Genomic DNA, 16,673 nt, shown 5'->3' on the forward strand with positions numbered 1-16,673 from the left:
AACTAGCTAGCAAAGTTGAATTTTATTAAAAATTTTTAATAAATGTTAACATTCCTTATTTAGAACAACGACGAATGAGAGGTTTTAAATCAATCGGAGAGCCTAATTTTTCAGCTATTTGAAAATAACGTGCCGCTAACAGATTTTCTTTTTCTTTTGCGGAAATTTGTCCTAGATGGTAGAAAATTTGCCAAAAATTATGGCCACTATTACCTAAAATCTCCGTTGCGACCAAATAAGCTTTTTTCGCTTTATTGTATTTTTGGTTTCGTAGAAAAAACCCACCTAAAGCTGTATAGCCTAAACCTGTTTTTTTGAAATCATTACAACATAATTTTAGATAGTAAAGAGCAATATCATTTTTGTTTAGATTTTCGCAAATTGTAGAAAATTGTAGTAGAGTAAAAATATTGTATACTTTTTGCTGTTTGAATAACTGAGTGTTTTTATCTAGAATAGGTTTAAGTATAGAATAATGTTTATGTAAAAAGTTAATATTATTGCTAGATGAATAGATAAGCAGCTCATGCAATTTTTGCAAGAAAACTTTTTCTCGTTGTATTTCAAAAATCTCAACGGCGTTTTTTACTTTGCTACTGTATTCTTTTTTGGCTTGTTCCTGGGCTTGTTGTGTTTGCTCTTCTGCTTTTTGTTTTTGCTGTTTTTCTTCTTGTAGCTGCTGAATAATTCGTATATTTTTTGCATTTTGTCGCTTTATTTTTGAAGCTGATTTTGACAATTTTTGCTTTTGATTACGCACAATTTGTAGTGTTTCTTGTAATTCCATATTTTTTTCATATACTTTTCGCGCTTCTTTTTCTGCAAGTTTTTTTGCCGCCATAGCTTTTTCCTCATGCTGCTCTGCTAATTTCAAAGCAACTTTAGCTTCTTGTTCTGCTGCAACAGCTTTTTGGCTTGCTAGTAGAGCATTCTGCGCCACAATCGCTTTTTCTTTTGCCAAGTTACGTTCTCGTTCGTTTACTTGATACTGCCATGTTGCGAAAAGCACTAACCCTAACGTTGTACATATAATAGTGAAAAAAATAAATCGTGCAAATACAGGATTATTTTGTGTCCAGTTATAGGTTCTTGTTATTACGCCTGGTAGTTGACCAGTAATGCGTTCCCCTTCTATAACCTTGAGTAGATCTTCTCCTACATGATTCATATTTCGGTAGCGATCTCCAGTATTTTTTTGTAACATTTTTAATAAAATAACTTCGAGATCTGGAGAAATATTACTGTTTATCTGTCGTGGTGGAATAGGGTTATCGGAGAGAATACCCGATATTGCTTCGGCGGGAGAACCTTCAAAAGGACGTTCTCCTGTAAGAAGTTGATAGAAAACAACTCCCAAAGAAAATTGGTCGGTAGCAGGGGTGACATTTTTTACATCAAGCTGTTCAGGAGAGCAGTAATGGGCAGTTCCAGCGAAAGATCCTGTACGAGTGATTTCTGAATGGCTTTTTAGATTCTTTGCAAGACCAAAATCTACTATTTTTGGTTCGCCAGAAAAATTGACTAAAATATTTCCTGGTTTGATGTCGCGATGAATAACACCCATGCGATGAGCATAAGCAAGAGAGAAACATATTTCAGCCATAGGGGCAAGTAATTTTGTTATGTTCTCAGTACAATGTTTACCGATAAGGCGATGAATTGTACCTCCTTCTATATACTCCATAACATGGTAAAGGACTTCGTTTATTTCGCCACTATGGTATATTTTAACAATGCCTGGATGTTCTAATTCTGCCATGATAGATGCTTCTATACCAAAGCGCTTTTCACTAGCACTGCTAGTTGATGATCCTTCTTTTTGCGACCCTAAAATTTTTATAGCTACTTTACGCTGTATCTTTTCATCTGTAGCTAAGAATACTGCCCCCATTCCTCCTTGCCCAAGTAATTTTTCAATTTTATACCCAGGAATAGGTGGGAAATGGTATTTTAAAACATCAAAAGTAGATGTTTTGTTATCAATTGTTGTAAGATTAGGGTCCTGAATAGGAGGCAATTTAAGAAAATCTTTTTTGTTTAAGTCCACAGTATTTCCTTACTCAGAACAAGAATAGTCATTTTAAAAAGATCCCAATGTTGTTATCTGCGTTGCGAAGATGTTCTAAATTGTGATAGCATTTGGAATATATTTTGGAATATAGCAAAACAAATGTTGAATGCCGATGCACTATACAAATAAAAATAGCTATAAATTATTATTCTACTGTAATAGACTAAAAAAACAATGAAAATAAAACAATACGATAATTGGTGGGAATTTAGTGAAAAACAGAAAGTGCTTGCTAAATACTATTACCAGAATAAAAATCTATATAAGATCAATGGTCATTTTGAGTGGCTAAAAGAAGCTCAAGTACCTATGAATGTAGTTTTTATTACCTCGGTAGCAGAGATATACGGTGAAGAACAACTAGATTTTGCGGACGAATATCTCTTGCTACATGGAGAAGAGTACAAAAATTTTTTTTGGGAGCCTTAATAATGGAAATATTGCAACAACTTTGTGCTTTATTTGGTGGTGTCGCTTTATTACTTTTTATTTTATACAAGCTCGAAGTGTGGACGACACGAAGGTTAACCAATAAGTTAGGTTGGAACGCAGTAATGTTTACCGGTATTATAGGAACACCTATACATGAAATAGGGCATGTGATTTTTTGTATTCTGTTTCGCTATAAAATTCGCGAAATTAAATTGTTTTCTCCTGATCGCAAGACAGGTACTTTGGGATATGTAAGTTATTCATACAACAAGAAAAGTCTTTACCAAAAAATAGGTACTTTATTTGTAGGATTAGCACCTTTTTTCATAGGTATTACTGCCTTACTACTTTTTACCTACTGGATGTTCCCTGAGTTTGCTGTAGAGTGGAAACTTTCGTCTTTTTCCAATATTATGCAAGCAGAATTCGCTGTTTTTTGGGATGAATTCTCGCATAATTTTACAATATTTATCAATGAGTTGTTCACTGAACAAAATATGAAACGTTGGGAGTTTTGGCTTTATTTGTATGTGTGTCTATGTATAGCTTCGCACATGGCACCAAGTTCTTCTGATTTAAAAGGAGCGTGGCCAGGTGTTTTTTTACTGGTGATTATTATAGCTATTACTGCGTTGATTTCTCATTATACAAATTTTCTCCTTAGTAATGAGCACATGGATAACGTAAGAACTTGGAGCCGTCCAGTACTCTCTTATATGATGTTTGCAACAATACTATCTATTGTAAACATGATACTAACGTATATACTTACTTTTTTCATTCGTCGTTAGATATTTATAATACATTAAAAGAAATGTTTTTAGACGATTGAATTATCTAATTGATGGTGTTGAGCTTATGTTAAGGATAAAACATGGATAAAATAGAAATATATATAAAGGGTGGCGATAAAGAAGTAGCAAAACTAGAAGGCCAAGAAGTGCACATACTATGTACATGCGGTATGAATGGTATAACAGATAAAGGCTTAGAAAGCATTTCTAAGATAATAGGACTTCGAGAATTAGACCTAGAGTGGGCTGAGAGAATTACAGATGAAGGATTAAAACAACTCCATAAAATTAAGACGCTTGAGTATGTTGATTTGGAGTTTTGCGAAAAAATTACAGTAGACGGTCTTCTAAAATTGAAAAATGCTTTACCTACTTGCAAAATAGAAGGCTTTTCGTGAATTAAAGGCCTGCTATCTCAAGAATAACAAGAGATCGCACGCCTTGTGCGAATTGAAAAATAGATAAACATTGAAGAGGAAGTCCAAGGTGAAGAAGAAAACTCGAAGGGCGCTTTGGAAATAACTGGTCGATACTTACTTTTTTCATTCGTAGGTAGGAGTCATTAATTAGGGCCGTCATCATTCAAAAATATTGTTTATTTTTGGAGCCCAAACCAGCTTCCGAACCGATCCCCAATTTTTTACTTGAGCTTTGATGAAACGAATAAATATTGCTATAAATTATAAAAGACATAATTTTCTACAACTTTACCTGTAGGAATAACAAAACTAAATTTTTTTTCAATCAAGATGTTCATGGTCGAAATTGTTCACCACTGCCTCTTTTTGAAAACAAAATCGGGCTTGCAAACGGGGCCAAAGCATTTTATGTTGAATGATAACGCGCACAAATTTATTTCACTCGTCCTTAACTACGTACTAAAACCGTTCACAGCGATGGTTTTTATATTTTTTAACGATACTTGTAAGGTACATAATTTCAATGGAAACAACAGAAAAACAAGAAAATTTACAGCCTGAAGAGAAGAAAAAGCTTTTTCAGCATTTTATTGGAATTTTTATTTTTATCGCGATTTTATTGGGATTTTTGGTAGTACTTTATCAAAATACTGATGATGACATTCTGCGAAGCATACTAGGTGTTCTTAGTGTATTTTTTGTTGGTATACCACTATGGATGGTAAATAGCTACTTTGTCGACTGGAGTATGGGGCAAAAAAGTATTGTTCGAGGAATAATTGCAGATCGAAAAATGAAAAAGATGAAAAAATCCAATTCATCAACAACATACAGCATTATCATTGACCAAAAAGAAATTGTCGTAGATTTTAAGCAGTATGCTATAGTTGGGACAGGTGATTTAGTTGAAATACACTATTCGCCGCGTTCAAATATCTCATTTAAATTACAAGTAGTTAAACCAGCAAAAGAAATTTTTCGTAACAAATCAGAAACAGAAAACATAAAATTTGATGTTACAGAAGATAATTATGATGAACAAGACAAGAGAGTACTGAAAAAGCAATTGTTTTCAAGACTAATGCCGCGAATTTTCATGTTTGTTTTTGCCGCTTGGATTGTTGTAGGTCTTTCATTATCGGGTATGTATGCTTTTTTAATTTTGTTATTCCCTTTCCCAATAATGTTAATAGTCAGTACGTTCAAGATTATCAAAGAAATATATCGATATTTTAGTGATTGTAAAATGGGCAAAAAAATTATTTACAGCACTCAAATCACTGATAAGAATTCATATCAAGAGCAACAGACCATTTATAGAGTTATAACTCGTACGCTTCACGTAGACGTCAGTCAAGAAGCTTATAATGCTGCAATTATGTTCGACCCTATGGAAATTCATGTATCAAAATACTTAAACACGCCAATTGCAGTTGTGATAAATAATAACAACTATAGTGTATAACATAAGATATTCATATATGGATGTCAGTTTTAATCGTTGAGTTTTTCTTATTTGTTTTTGATTCGTAATAAATGGTACTTAGCTTTGTTGCCATTTCCTAAATTTTTGTATGCATGGTATAATCCCTTGTGTGCAGCTTGGGGATAAGTGATAGTTACTTTTTTAAAATCATTTATTGCTTTATTATACGGCTTTAAATTTATATAGACATATCCTCTGTATAAATGGGTTAAACTGTTGTCTGATAGGTTTAGCGCTATTGCTTTACTATAATCTATTAAGGCTTTTTCATATTCATTTGTTTCTTGATACACAAGACCACGGCTTACATATGCATTCAAAAGTTTCGAATCGAGATCTATCGCTTTGCTACAATCTACTAGAGCTTTATCATATTGTTTTCTTTCTATATACAAAAGACCGCGATTCATGTACACCATTGCAAGTTTAGGGTCAAGCTCTATTACTTTATCGTAGTCTGCTAAAGCTTTCCTATATTGTTTTATTTCTGTATATAAACTGCCTCGATTCATGTATGTACCGATAGATTGAGGATTAAATTCTATTGCTTTGCTATAGTCCGCGAGAGCTTTTCTATATTGCTTTATTTCGGTATATAAAGTTCCACGGCTATAATTTATTTTGTGAAATTTGGGATTAAGTTCGATTACTTTGTTGTAGTCTATGAGAGCTTTCCCGTATTCTTTTATCTGTTGATATAAACTTCCACGATTCATATATGATTGGGTAAATTTGGGATCAAGTTCAATTGCTTTGCTGTAGTCTACAAGAGCTTTATTGTATTTTCTCATTTTGGTGTAGAGAATCGCACGATTGAAGTGCACATCTCTATATCCAGAAGTGAGTTCAAGAGCTTTGTTGTAGTCTGCGAGAGCTTTTTCATATTCTTTTATTCTTGTGTATAAACCACCTCGATTGAAGTATGCTAAAGCGTTAGTAGGATTTAATTGTATTTGTTCACTACTATACCGTAGACTATTGCGAATATCACCGCTTTTAGATGCTATATAACTTTTAATAAAACTCCAATCCTTGTTTTCTCCGTACGCTTCGAGATCTTCAAAAATATTGTCACATAAACGTGCAAATTGTTTATCTTTTTGTAAAACTTGATATTTTTTGAGGGAATACTCAATAACTTCCATCGTTTTGTTTAATGTTGCTTTCGTTTTGCGTTTTTCTTGCTCTGTAAATGCCAAGGCTTTTAAAGTAATGAAAAGCGAAATGGTAAGGCCTATAAATATAAAGAGCAAACTAAAACAAATAACCTTGTGTTTCGCGATAAAATTTGTAAGTACATCTCGCAAAGAGTATTGTCTCGCAATGATTGGACGGTGTTCTTTATAATTAATAAATTCTTTAGATAGTTGCTTAAAATTTTGATAGCGTTTTTGTTGTTTTTTCTGCAAACATTTTAGACAAATAGCTTCAAGATAAGGTGAAATATCAGGATTTAGCTGTCGCAAGTTTAGAGGTGCATCATCCATTATTTGCATAATGACATTTATATCTGTTGCTCCTTGAAAAACAGTACGAAATGTCAGTGCTTCATACATTGAAGCTCCAAGAGAGTACATATCACTTTTGTATGTTGCATTACCTCTTACTTGTTCTGGCGACATGTAAGCGACGGTACCTAGAATCTGTCCTGACTTAGAAAGCTGCGTTTTATCTTCTCTTTTTGCTAACCCAAAATCCATAATTTTTGGAACGCCATCTTTTGTTATTATTATGTTACTTGGCTTTATATCACGATGCATGATTTCGTTGCGGTGCGAATAGTGGAGTGCGTCACAAATTGGAATTAGTATATCAATGAGTTGCTCGGGAGTTATTTTCTTGTGCTTGATCAGGTCAGCAAGTGTATAACCTTCAATATACTCCATCGTAAAATAAGGATATGGATTTTCACCATATTCGTAAAAGCGCACGATATTTGGGTGGTTTAGTTTCGCGATGGCTGTAGTTTCAGTGAAGAAACGACCAATATGTTCTCGTTCTTTGTTGAGTATCATTTTTAGAGCAACGTTCGACTTTAATATTGTGTCGTAAGCCTTGTACACGACTCCCATACCACCACGACCCAATTCGCTTATGATTTGGTATTTTCCAAACACTCGATATTTTTTTTGCATCTTGTCTCGCTCTATTTTGTTTTTTTGTCTACGAAAAGACAACATTTTGTTAGGAATAACCCAAGTTGCGACCTATAAAATTTGTCGTATAGTCTGGTATAATTACTCTTACAAATTCGATGTGCGCGGTTCGAATTCGTGAGACGCAATCGTGGCACAAAGTAAGGGTAATGCAATGAATTTTAATCATGAAAAATTAGATGTATATCAAGTATCACTAGAATATACAAAAGAAACATTTAATGTGATGGAGAAAATGCCATCAGGTTACAGCTATTTAAAGGATCAGCTAAAAAGAGCATCGCCTTGAGTCCCTCTTAATATAGCAGAAGGCAATGCCAAATTTAGCAAAAAAGAGAAAGCAAGGTTTTTCTCTATAGCAAGAGCATCAGCAAATGAATGTAGTGCAGTATTCGATGTTGCTAAGATAGCCCAAATAATAGACTCAAAAGAAAAAGAGAAAATCAAAAAACTACTCTATAGAATAATTTGTATGCTTTCAAAGTTAATAGTCTAATTTTCGCACATGGAATATCGATCCACGACCACGAACCTCAAAAATCGAATTACACACATCGTTTTTTTATACTGTTATAACGACTCTTCTCTTAAAGTAGGAAAAACAAGAACGAGAAAGTCATGGAAAAAGAAATTATAAGTGTTTTCTGTATATGTGATGAGATAACACAAGTACTCAAGATTGTAGAAGATCCTCAAGTTAAAATGACTAATTCAGAAATTATGACAACAGCATTAGTTTCTATGCTCGTAAAAGGATTGAAACTACTTTTAGTCAGATCACTTCTTTTTTTCCAAAGAAAATTCATGCTGTTACCTCTTATGGATTTGAGTTAAAAGTTGTCCTTTTTGTTCTCGCTTTCACTTTTTCTTGTTATTTTAATTACAACTGTAGTACTAAGTTATCTTAAATTACTTTCGCAAGCGTTTAGGAATGCCAACAAACATTTTTTGTTCGGCTGGTCGAGCAATAATGTGTTGTACTGTAATTCCTTGCATGATGTCCTGGTCGTTTAATATAGAAAGAATAAGTTCATCACTCGGGTTCTTATATTCTGGAAATGCACAGTAGCAAGACATTGTATCAAAACGTTTGCAGCTTGTTTGTGCTAAAACATTTGCGTTCTCTTTGGCATCTATATTTGAACAGTAGTGATTTGTTGTGATGAGTGCTTCATCTCCTTTCGGTTTCCGGTAATATGCCTTCGACGGAGTGCGTTCTATTACAATACGTTCTTCATTCTTTTTTCCAACAAGAGTAATCAAGCACGCAGACATCAACTTTTGTTTTGTTAGCATTTTGACGGCTTCTTCATAACTATTTGCGTTATCGAGTACTTTTCGCAAAAACAATAATACGGGATAACCTGTTTTACGCAATCGCTCACTACTCCAAACGGCATTTAATGCAAATGCGAAACCTTTTCCTGAAAGTCCCGTTACAACTCCTAACGCGCCAGGCCAACCAGCGCAAGAGTTAATGAATTCACCGTTTTTTCGTTTAGTTATTTTAAATGTATTCCTTGCCAGTTCGCGTTCTGGCCAAAAGTCCATGTTACGGGCAAGAACAGGACCAATATCCGTAGCAATTGCTGTTGTAGAACAAGCTAGAGCCATTAGCTCGTAAGCCATTCCCATCATCATGATTACTCGCCAATCTCCACCCGAAACTTGGGCAACGGCCTTTGCTTCTCGAAAAAAGCGTCCAGAGGTTCTTAGATTAACAATGTGAGCTAAATATAAAATATTTGGCGCTAAGTTTAAAATTTCAGCAGAAACAGAGCTAAGTAGATCATCGATGGCTGTTTGAAGCTCCTCACCATATTTCGTTAATGTCTCATTAAACGATTTATCAATATCGATATTTATTTCTGGAGCTTGTATCCATGGAGTATTGGTAATTATCATAGTGTTCCTTTACAGCGGTTATATTGTCCACATCGACTTTATTTTCTCTTTGTATTTGGAAAACAATTGTAATATGAGTAGTATAGGATTTATCACTAAAAGTGGGATACAAGCATCTATAAAAAAAGCGATTACTTGGCGTTCATAGGTATAATCAAATAAACTTAGAATCAAAAATACAAAGGGGGATATTGTTAAAATGAACAGAAGACTAAAGATTGATGCTGTTGTTGGTATTTTGTTCATGGTTATGAGTAGCATACAGATTATGTTTAGAACAAAACTAATGGTTAAAGTTATCATTGATGTTTTAATAATTGCGTAACTCTCATCTATCTTGTTGTTTATCTGTGTTATTCTCTGAAGTTTTGATTTTACATGCTCTAGAACACCTCCCGATGCGCCGTGTTTAAGTATTACTTTAAAGTCCTTAGTGCTAATCCACCATGAGTAATCTTTATAATGCACTAGTTGTTTCTCTATTGTTAAATCTTCATTGGGAAAATATTGAGTTATTTTCAAAATGACAGATGGTGGCACTTCTTTTTTATCAAAAGCTTCATGATCTTCTTCTTCGAAAAAAACATAACCAATCTCGTCTATTTTTTGATAACTAAAGGTCCATGCACGAACTAAAATGCTGTGTTGTGATATTTTGTCTAAGTCCTCTATTTTTTTGTCTATTTGTTGCTCTATCGCTCCTGGATTTAATTTTTTAAGCGGTGGTAAAGTAGCATATGAATAAAAAACATAGGCCAAGAAAGATAAACATGCAACAATTGATAACCAGGCAATTGCCTTTGCTGTATTTGAGAAAGTAATTCCAAATTTGGGTAGATTTTCTTGTCCGGCTTTTTTGAAAATTTTCAATGAAAGTTTCATCCATCCCAAAGCAATAGTACATAGTAACCCTGGAATAATCCACATATCATCATCTGCTTGTGCCCGTACTATTAAAAGTAGTATGCCAAGTGCGAATAAAACAATCGCTCCTGAATAGTGCAGTGTATCTTCTCGTATGTAGTATATATACGTTTGGATAACAAAAACGAGGACGACAGCGATTACAAACAGCTCTAAAAGTGTGGTATAAAGTACAGGTAAGGACATGGCGATAGCGATAGTGATAAGCGCTGCGAGAGAATAACGAGGATTGTCGCTTTTAAATTGGCGTATCAAACAAAAAGAGCTAAAAATTAGTAGAATAAAAACAAGAATGTCATATAGCATAAGCAATTTAAAATATGAAATATCAGAATTCACTTCTTTAACGATTTCTTTTGTCGAGTATTTTCGATAAAGAGCTTTCTCTTGTAAAAATAGTACAAAAATTTGCTGCCCAGCATCAATCCATAATTTATCTTGTTCATTTTTGGAAAAAATTTTAGGTAGTGTATATGGTAGGTCATGCTGTTGACAGTAAAGAATAATAGCAGTATTTATTTGTTGTGGAATAAGGTTGTTTTCTACTGCAATATTAGAAAATACTTCAACTAGATTATGTTGATTACTATTCAACAAATATGCCAATTTATTTTTACTATAAATAAAAATATTGTCATTTTTGGAGAGGTTTTGTAGTTGCTTTTCTACTTCTTTGTCGACATTAATTTTTTTCAGTGTATATGTATGTGAAATATTCAACGCTAACAAAGTAGCGAAACAAGTGCAACACAAAACTAGAAGTACCATCGTTATACTTCGTATTATAAGAATAGCTTTTTCTATGTTCATTTTAAACTTTCTTGTGCCTAAGATTTATACTTTTTATTGAGAATGTTTTCGAACTATATTATAATAATACAACGATTTATATCGCAACACTCTAATATTATGTTTTTCCTAAAAGATAGGATGGTCAGATGTTAAAAAAAGCAATACTGTGTGTTTTTCTTACTGCGTCATTTATTTGCAGTGAAAAACTTCCTGTTGTTTATTTTAACTTGCAAATGTTTAATTCTCCTGAAACTGTTAGCGAATTAACGGGAGAGTTTAGTGAATATGTAAGTTATGGTGAACAGACTGTTCCAACAGTGGTCAATAACAGTTATTCCAAATCAGCACCTCAGTGCAAACCTTTTTACAATAGTGACGAAAAACCACAAGAATGTTTTTATAGTTTGAGTAACCCACGACTTGTAGAAGCACTTCTTGCAAATGGTTACCATGTTAATGTCTACATGTGGATTGTAAAAGAAGAAAAGGCAGTTTTTGGTACCACTTGCACTATTGTTGGTTATAACCAACAAGAACAAATTTTTATTGGTCAGCAAGCAAATGGCAGTGAAACAAAAATTTCTTACGATTATGCAGTCAAAAATTTCCGTTTAGTTGAGGTTTATAGTGAATCTGCAACTACAAATAATTGGAAATGTATGGCTTATAATGCAGAAGATCCTACTAAGCCTTTTACATTTAACATGGACGTTGCTTCTTTTGTTACAGCCTCAGCACAAATTTCTCATGAAATGACAATCAATAATTGGCTTGTAAACGATGTTAATTGTTTAGCGCACATTATTCCACAAAAATTAAATCGCGGTGAAGTAGAAAAAAGCGTAAAGTTTAGCATGCAGATCAAGAAAAAGAAGTTGTCCTCTAAAGGATGCGGCGGTTTTATTTGGTGGCCGGTAGGTTCAAAAGAGTGGGATAATATTACTTGGGATGCAACTAAGAATGGTCGTATTCTTTATCTCGACCCTACTATGCCTCTTGATTACCCAAAATATGGATCTAAAAACTATTTTCATAATGTCAGTACTAAATGCCATCCGTGTACAGCTAGTACTATAATGCCAGGCGTTTGGATTAATGTTAAGGTCGAGGGCAGTACAATTCGCACGCGAATTGTAAAGAAAAGCACTTGTAACATTGGTCATGGGTACTTAGATAAATACAATAATTCTACAGCTACAGTTGTTGGTGTTGTAAATGTTTGGGTTGAAAAATAATCATATAATAACTACCTACGCTAACTGTTAATGTTTGAGTACAAATAAAAAAAGCTCCCATAATGGGAGCTTTTTTTATTTGCTATTTTAGGTATTTTTATATGTTTGATGTAAAAACGGAGGTATTGCATCTTTAGTGTAATCTGTCTTCTTGGTGAGAAAGTCTTGTGTACAAGTATCATAATTTTGCCAGGACATATCAAAATATTTAATAAGTAAATCTTCTCTTTTTACTGTAGGTAAAGTACTTTGACTACTAAATGCTCTGGTAACGCGTGGTTTGATCTCTTCATGACCTAAGTAGTAAGTTATTTCTCCTACTGGCATTAGTGATTTAGCACTGCGTATTTTAAGGACTAAATAGTCCTCATCTAAACTATAAAGTGCGTACCATTCTTCTTCTAAACGTAAATTGTTTGCTATATATTCTCTCATTTGGTCGTGAATAATGTCAACATCTGACTCTTTCCATATAACTACAAGCGTAAGCAAAACATAGTCTTTGATATCCTCGTGTAAATCAGAAAGATCTCCCTCAATGTAAGAGCAAATCAAGTCAGATTGCAGCTCATAAACAATTTTAAGGGTGACATTTTCTCTATCTTTTTGATATAGAGTGATTGGTATACTAATGCCTTGATTATGAATAGATGCATGACCTACTTTAGTGCTTCGTAAATAGTCACGCATACGCGTGTTTATATTAAATTGACTACAAAAAGAACGCGATATAAACTTTTCTAGATCATGACAAATGTGGTGATGCTCATACTCTATTTTACGAGAGTATGCAATTTTGGCGGTGCCTTCTTTGTCTTTACGAATCTTTCTATACAACTTTGGAATTGTTCCAGAATGAAAGCCCGTTTTGAGAAGTCGTGGAACTGTTTCTCCGTGACTACCAACAACCACAGGTTTTATGATTTGTGAGCTAGAGTATTTGTACAGTTTCCAGTTTTCTTTGAATTCCCATGCCATAAATCCACAAATTCCTGGTAATCCAAATTGAATAAACAAAAACACCACTGTCATACCAAGACCAAGTAAGAAAGAATCTCCGAGAATAGGTATAAGTGTTTCTTCCATCGCAATAGTAAGAGGGTATGAGAAAGGAAGAATGATTTTGTGTGAAATTGTTACTATTGGAAAGTGCTTAATTGGATTGATTTGCGGTTCTGCAATTAAGTTTATTGTAAAACGGAAAAGATAGTTTATTGCAAACCATATTTTCCCAAATATTGCTTTCGATATTTGAGAAATAATATTTTCACCTTGGCGAAAACGAAAGAAGTCATCGACAGCGTAAAGAACGCGCTCAATCCACTGAATTGCAGCGCTAAACCCTTCAACAATTAAGTGAAAAACACCTACAAATACTGTGCGATTAAATTCATAAATCAAGTGAGTTATTCGGTCTTCTAGGTAGTCAAAAATATTTCGACCTATAGAAGTATTTATAATTAGATTTCCGAACGCAATTCCGAACAGAACAAATAGATAGCCATTTAAGTATGTAGTTATACTCGTAAAGAGAACAATCGGTACTGTAATTGGGCATGTATACAGTGCTGGTCGAAATATAAAGATGTTTAAAAAACGCCAAAATTTTAATTTATAAAGAAATTGGATGGGTGGAAAAAACCACAACCATTTTGGGAGTTTAATAAACAATATCCGTAGAAATTTAACAAAGAAATGAAATATTTGTTTACCTAGGCGTTGACCTGTTTTTGTATAGAAAAAAAACAAAATAGATAAGCCAATAGCTGCGACTAGAATTGGTTTTGTGGAAGTTTTTTGATCTAAAGGAAATATGTAGTGTTCGCGAAGAACATTCAGGCGATACGCAGACATTTCCAAGGAATCTTTGAAAAGCTTACCAAATTTCTTACCTATATATAAGCACATTTCGATAAGCGCATACGCACCTCCAAAAGGAGCTGCTATATACTTTGCGCACCAGCGACCAATACTAAAACCAAATAAAAGAGAGCTTACACGGTGGATCATTCGCATGTACATTTCACCGCGGCGATGAACGCCAAGAAGTGCTTTGTCTACTTTTTTATCTAAGCGTAGAAGTTGATCGCCAAGAATAAACTCTTGGGGACTCTTCAAGTCATTCATTTTTAACTGGTTGCGACTGATAATATCGCGCAAGTCAGTCATATGGACATAGCCTTTTTCAACAAAAAGATCGAGAATTTCTTCTTGCATTTTATATAAAGCTATACATTCGCGTTGTGGAGAAAAATTATCTTTTTCATAGTTTTTAGGTTTTAGGCCAGCTTCGATAAAAGCCTTTTCTAAAAGAGGGCGATAATGTTCGCGTATGCGGTTTTCTTCATTTTCAAATGTACGCTGCATAAGACCTATAAGTAAATTTATTTCATATTTTCGCAATTGTAAGTTGTATATTCGTTTTTGTATAGAACGCAAAGAACGAATTTTCTTTAAATGAGCTAATGCAGGTAAAGGCGTTTTGAAACTTACTCTACCAAAAGAAAATAACCACTGAAAAAACGATATTTTAAAATAGACCTTACGCGAGTCAACATAAGATTTTTGGATATCTTGCAATAATCTACGGTGCAAATGTTGTAAGGGGTTTAATTTCAAAATGTACTCAAAGCATTTTTTAAGCTCTTCTTTTTGTTTATCGTTGTATTTATACTCTGTAGCAAATTCTTCTTGTATACTACTTAAACACGCATTAGCTTCTTTTGTGATTGTTTGGTATAGAGGTGAGTTTTTTGGCATCTCTATAGGCCTTACAATTGTAGAAAGATGACGCTGGCATTTTTTAAACTCCATAAAAGCGCGGGCCATATTTCCTTTATGTTTTGCATAATAAGCAATACGAAGAGAGTTGCAATATTTACGACGAATACTTCGGTGTACTATTTTCTGTGCTAACGGTGAACGGAATTGAAATAAACGAATTGCAGGGTAGAGCAGCCGTGGAACGATTGCTAAGATTTGCCACACTAGCCATAGTGGGAACATCAATTTTAAAAGAAAATTACCTTTGGCAGCTTTTGCTTGTATTTTCTTTTGATCTTTTTCTATCTTTGGTAGTATTTTTTCTATGTTTTTTCGTATAGAAATACGGTATTTATCATTTTTAAGTAATTTTTGTGGAGAAAATGAAAATATGCGGCGCTGTAAACGTGAACATGGTTGGTAAAGAGTCTTTAATTGTTTTTTGAAAATAATATCGAGTTGTAGCAAACTAGCTGTGGGTAGTTCTATATTTTTACGAAAAGCTTTTGCATGGAGTTGTTTGAAATCGCAACGTCCAACAATACCATTGTAGTCAACTACATCGTTAATAACTTCTTCAATAAAATTGCCGTATTGTTGACGAAATTTGGCTTTGTTATCGCCAAAAAACTCTTGAAATTGTGGACTTTCGTATATTTTATCTAAATGATAACGCGTTTCAAATGTAGGAAGATCTGGATTAGGATCTTTGAGGCGATATTCTCTTTTTATAATAAGTTCTTCTACAGCAATGGCGTTGTTAGGACGTGATTGAGCAAGTAGCTGTTCAACATCAAATCCTAAATCGACTATTTTCTTGTAGATTTCTTCATAATTAGTTAATATCGGGAAGATTTTTGCTAAGCTTTGAGGAGCAAAGTTGTAGAATTGCAGAAAATAAGCAATAAATTCATAAAAAACTTCGCGATCGTTTTTTTGATCGAACAGTAAGTTTTCATGGAATAATACATAACGTATTTCTTCAAAAATATTTCGTCCAATACTTTCAATGAAACCATTAATTTGATAATCAGAAATTTTATTTTCTTTTTCCCACTGCATTTGAATTTTATGGATCTCGCCATGAAAAATTAGCGACCAATAATAACGACGAAAATGTAGTAGGCTATATGTTGATAGTTCTTTAGATGTTGGTTCTCGCAGAAGAATGACAATTTCTGGAATAGTTTCCGGATTACCTATACTCGAGTATATATCTGGCATTTCGATTTTTGCTATATGCAAAAAATCTTCTTTTGGCAAGGTATATTCTTCTGTATGTGGAACATACAAGTCGAGCAATCCCAAATTTTGATGCATTTGAATTACATCGCGAATATATTTTTCACGAAGAATAAAAACGCCTTTTTTTGTAGAAACAATATCGTTAATGAGTTCTTGACGATTTGTCTTTCCGGCATTGAGTTTATTGTCAATGTAATATTTTATGATTTGTGTAGAATCACCTGCACGAAAACCGATAATTTTTTTTGGGTTTTTGTTAGTTGTCATACTTGTCTCTTCAATAAAACAAATAGGGATGCGGCCAAAAAAAAATGTCCCTATTACGCTGAAATTTTGTATTTTAGCTAGGCATTATAAATGAAACTTAGCTGTTGTTTTGTTAGTTTATAATAACAACGCTATAATACAAAAGAGCAAGTAAGTGGGATGATTTATTTTGGCCACATTCCTA

The 16,673-nt window shown here is 33.7% G+C and carries 13 protein-coding genes; 8 read left to right on the forward strand and 5 right to left on the reverse strand.

The annotated features are described in order from the left end of the window. Positions 1-55: 55 nt before the first annotated feature. Complete coding sequence (locus UABHE_RS14820) at positions 56-2,047, reverse strand: protein kinase (protein WP_372371113.1); 1,992 nt, start codon at positions 2,045-2,047, stop codon at positions 56-58. 198 nt (positions 2,048-2,245) lie between these two features. Between UABHE_RS14820 and UABHE_RS14825 the strand changes: the two genes are divergently transcribed. From UABHE_RS14825 to UABHE_RS14840, 4 genes are all read left to right on the forward strand, one after another. Next, positions 2,246-2,500 carry a hypothetical protein gene (locus UABHE_RS14825; protein ID WP_372371114.1) on the forward strand — a complete coding sequence of 85 codons (255 nt, stop codon included), beginning with the start codon at positions 2,246-2,248 and terminating at the stop codon, positions 2,498-2,500. Positions 2,501-2,502: 2 nt separating this feature from the next. Beyond that, a complete protein-coding gene (locus UABHE_RS14830) occupies positions 2,503-3,294 on the forward strand; it encodes a metalloprotease family protein (protein WP_372371115.1) in 792 nt (263 codons plus the stop codon). An 83-nt stretch (positions 3,295-3,377) separates the two neighbouring features. Next, positions 3,378-3,695 carry a hypothetical protein gene (locus tag UABHE_RS14835; RefSeq protein WP_372371116.1) on the forward strand — a complete coding sequence of 106 codons (318 nt, stop codon included), beginning with the start codon at positions 3,378-3,380 and terminating at the stop codon, positions 3,693-3,695. Between the two features lie 544 nt (positions 3,696-4,239). Continuing rightward, positions 4,240-5,181 (forward strand): hypothetical protein, encoded by a 942-nt coding sequence (locus UABHE_RS14840; protein WP_372371117.1) that lies wholly within the window; start codon positions 4,240-4,242, stop codon positions 5,179-5,181. A 47-nt stretch (positions 5,182-5,228) separates the two neighbouring features. Here UABHE_RS14840 and UABHE_RS14845 read toward each other — a convergent pair whose 3' ends face one another. Continuing rightward, entirely contained in the window at positions 5,229-7,337 is a 2,109-nt protein-coding gene (locus UABHE_RS14845) for a tetratricopeptide repeat protein (RefSeq protein WP_372371118.1), read from the reverse strand. 175 nt (positions 7,338-7,512) lie between these two features. On the opposite strand from UABHE_RS14845, the gene UABHE_RS14850 reads away from it, so the two are divergent. The 3 genes from UABHE_RS14850 to UABHE_RS14860 all read left to right on the forward strand — a co-directional run bounded on the left by UABHE_RS14850 (position 7,513) and on the right by UABHE_RS14860 (position 8,192). Beyond that, entirely contained in the window at positions 7,513-7,647 is a 135-nt protein-coding gene (locus UABHE_RS14850; RefSeq protein WP_372364459.1) for a hypothetical protein, read from the forward strand. 12 nt (positions 7,648-7,659) lie between these two features. Next, positions 7,660-7,854 (forward strand): four helix bundle protein, encoded by a 195-nt coding sequence (locus tag UABHE_RS14855; RefSeq protein WP_372371558.1) that lies wholly within the window; start codon positions 7,660-7,662, stop codon positions 7,852-7,854. Positions 7,855-7,976: 122 nt separating this feature from the next. After that, on the forward strand, positions 7,977-8,192 hold the full coding sequence (locus UABHE_RS14860; RefSeq protein WP_372371119.1) for a hypothetical protein: 216 nt from the start codon (positions 7,977-7,979) through the stop codon (positions 8,190-8,192). Positions 8,193-8,267: 75 nt separating this feature from the next. On the opposite strand, the gene UABHE_RS14865 is transcribed toward UABHE_RS14860, so the two are convergent. After that, on the reverse strand, positions 8,268-9,263 hold the full coding sequence (locus tag UABHE_RS14865; RefSeq protein ID WP_372371120.1) for a C45 family autoproteolytic acyltransferase/hydolase: 996 nt from the start codon (positions 9,261-9,263) through the stop codon (positions 8,268-8,270). 18 nt (positions 9,264-9,281) lie between these two features. Next, a complete protein-coding gene (locus UABHE_RS14870; RefSeq protein ID WP_372371121.1) occupies positions 9,282-10,997 on the reverse strand; it encodes a hypothetical protein in 1,716 nt (571 codons plus the stop codon). Between the two features lie 128 nt (positions 10,998-11,125). Here UABHE_RS14870 and UABHE_RS14875 point away from each other — a divergent pair, with 128 nt between their 5' ends. Next, positions 11,126-12,214 carry a hypothetical protein gene (locus UABHE_RS14875; protein WP_372371122.1) on the forward strand — a complete coding sequence of 363 codons (1,089 nt, stop codon included), beginning with the start codon at positions 11,126-11,128 and terminating at the stop codon, positions 12,212-12,214. Positions 12,215-12,301: 87 nt separating this feature from the next. Here UABHE_RS14875 and UABHE_RS14880 read toward each other — a convergent pair whose 3' ends face one another. After that, positions 12,302-16,489, reverse strand: coding sequence for a hypothetical protein (locus tag UABHE_RS14880; protein ID WP_372371123.1), 4,188 nt, complete (start codon positions 16,487-16,489; stop codon positions 12,302-12,304). Positions 16,490-16,673 lie beyond the last annotated feature (184 nt).

Source organism: Candidatus Uabimicrobium helgolandensis (assembly GCF_041508025.1).
Lineage (GTDB): Bacteria > Planctomycetota > Uabimicrobiia > Uabimicrobiales > Uabimicrobiaceae > Uabimicrobium > Uabimicrobium helgolandensis.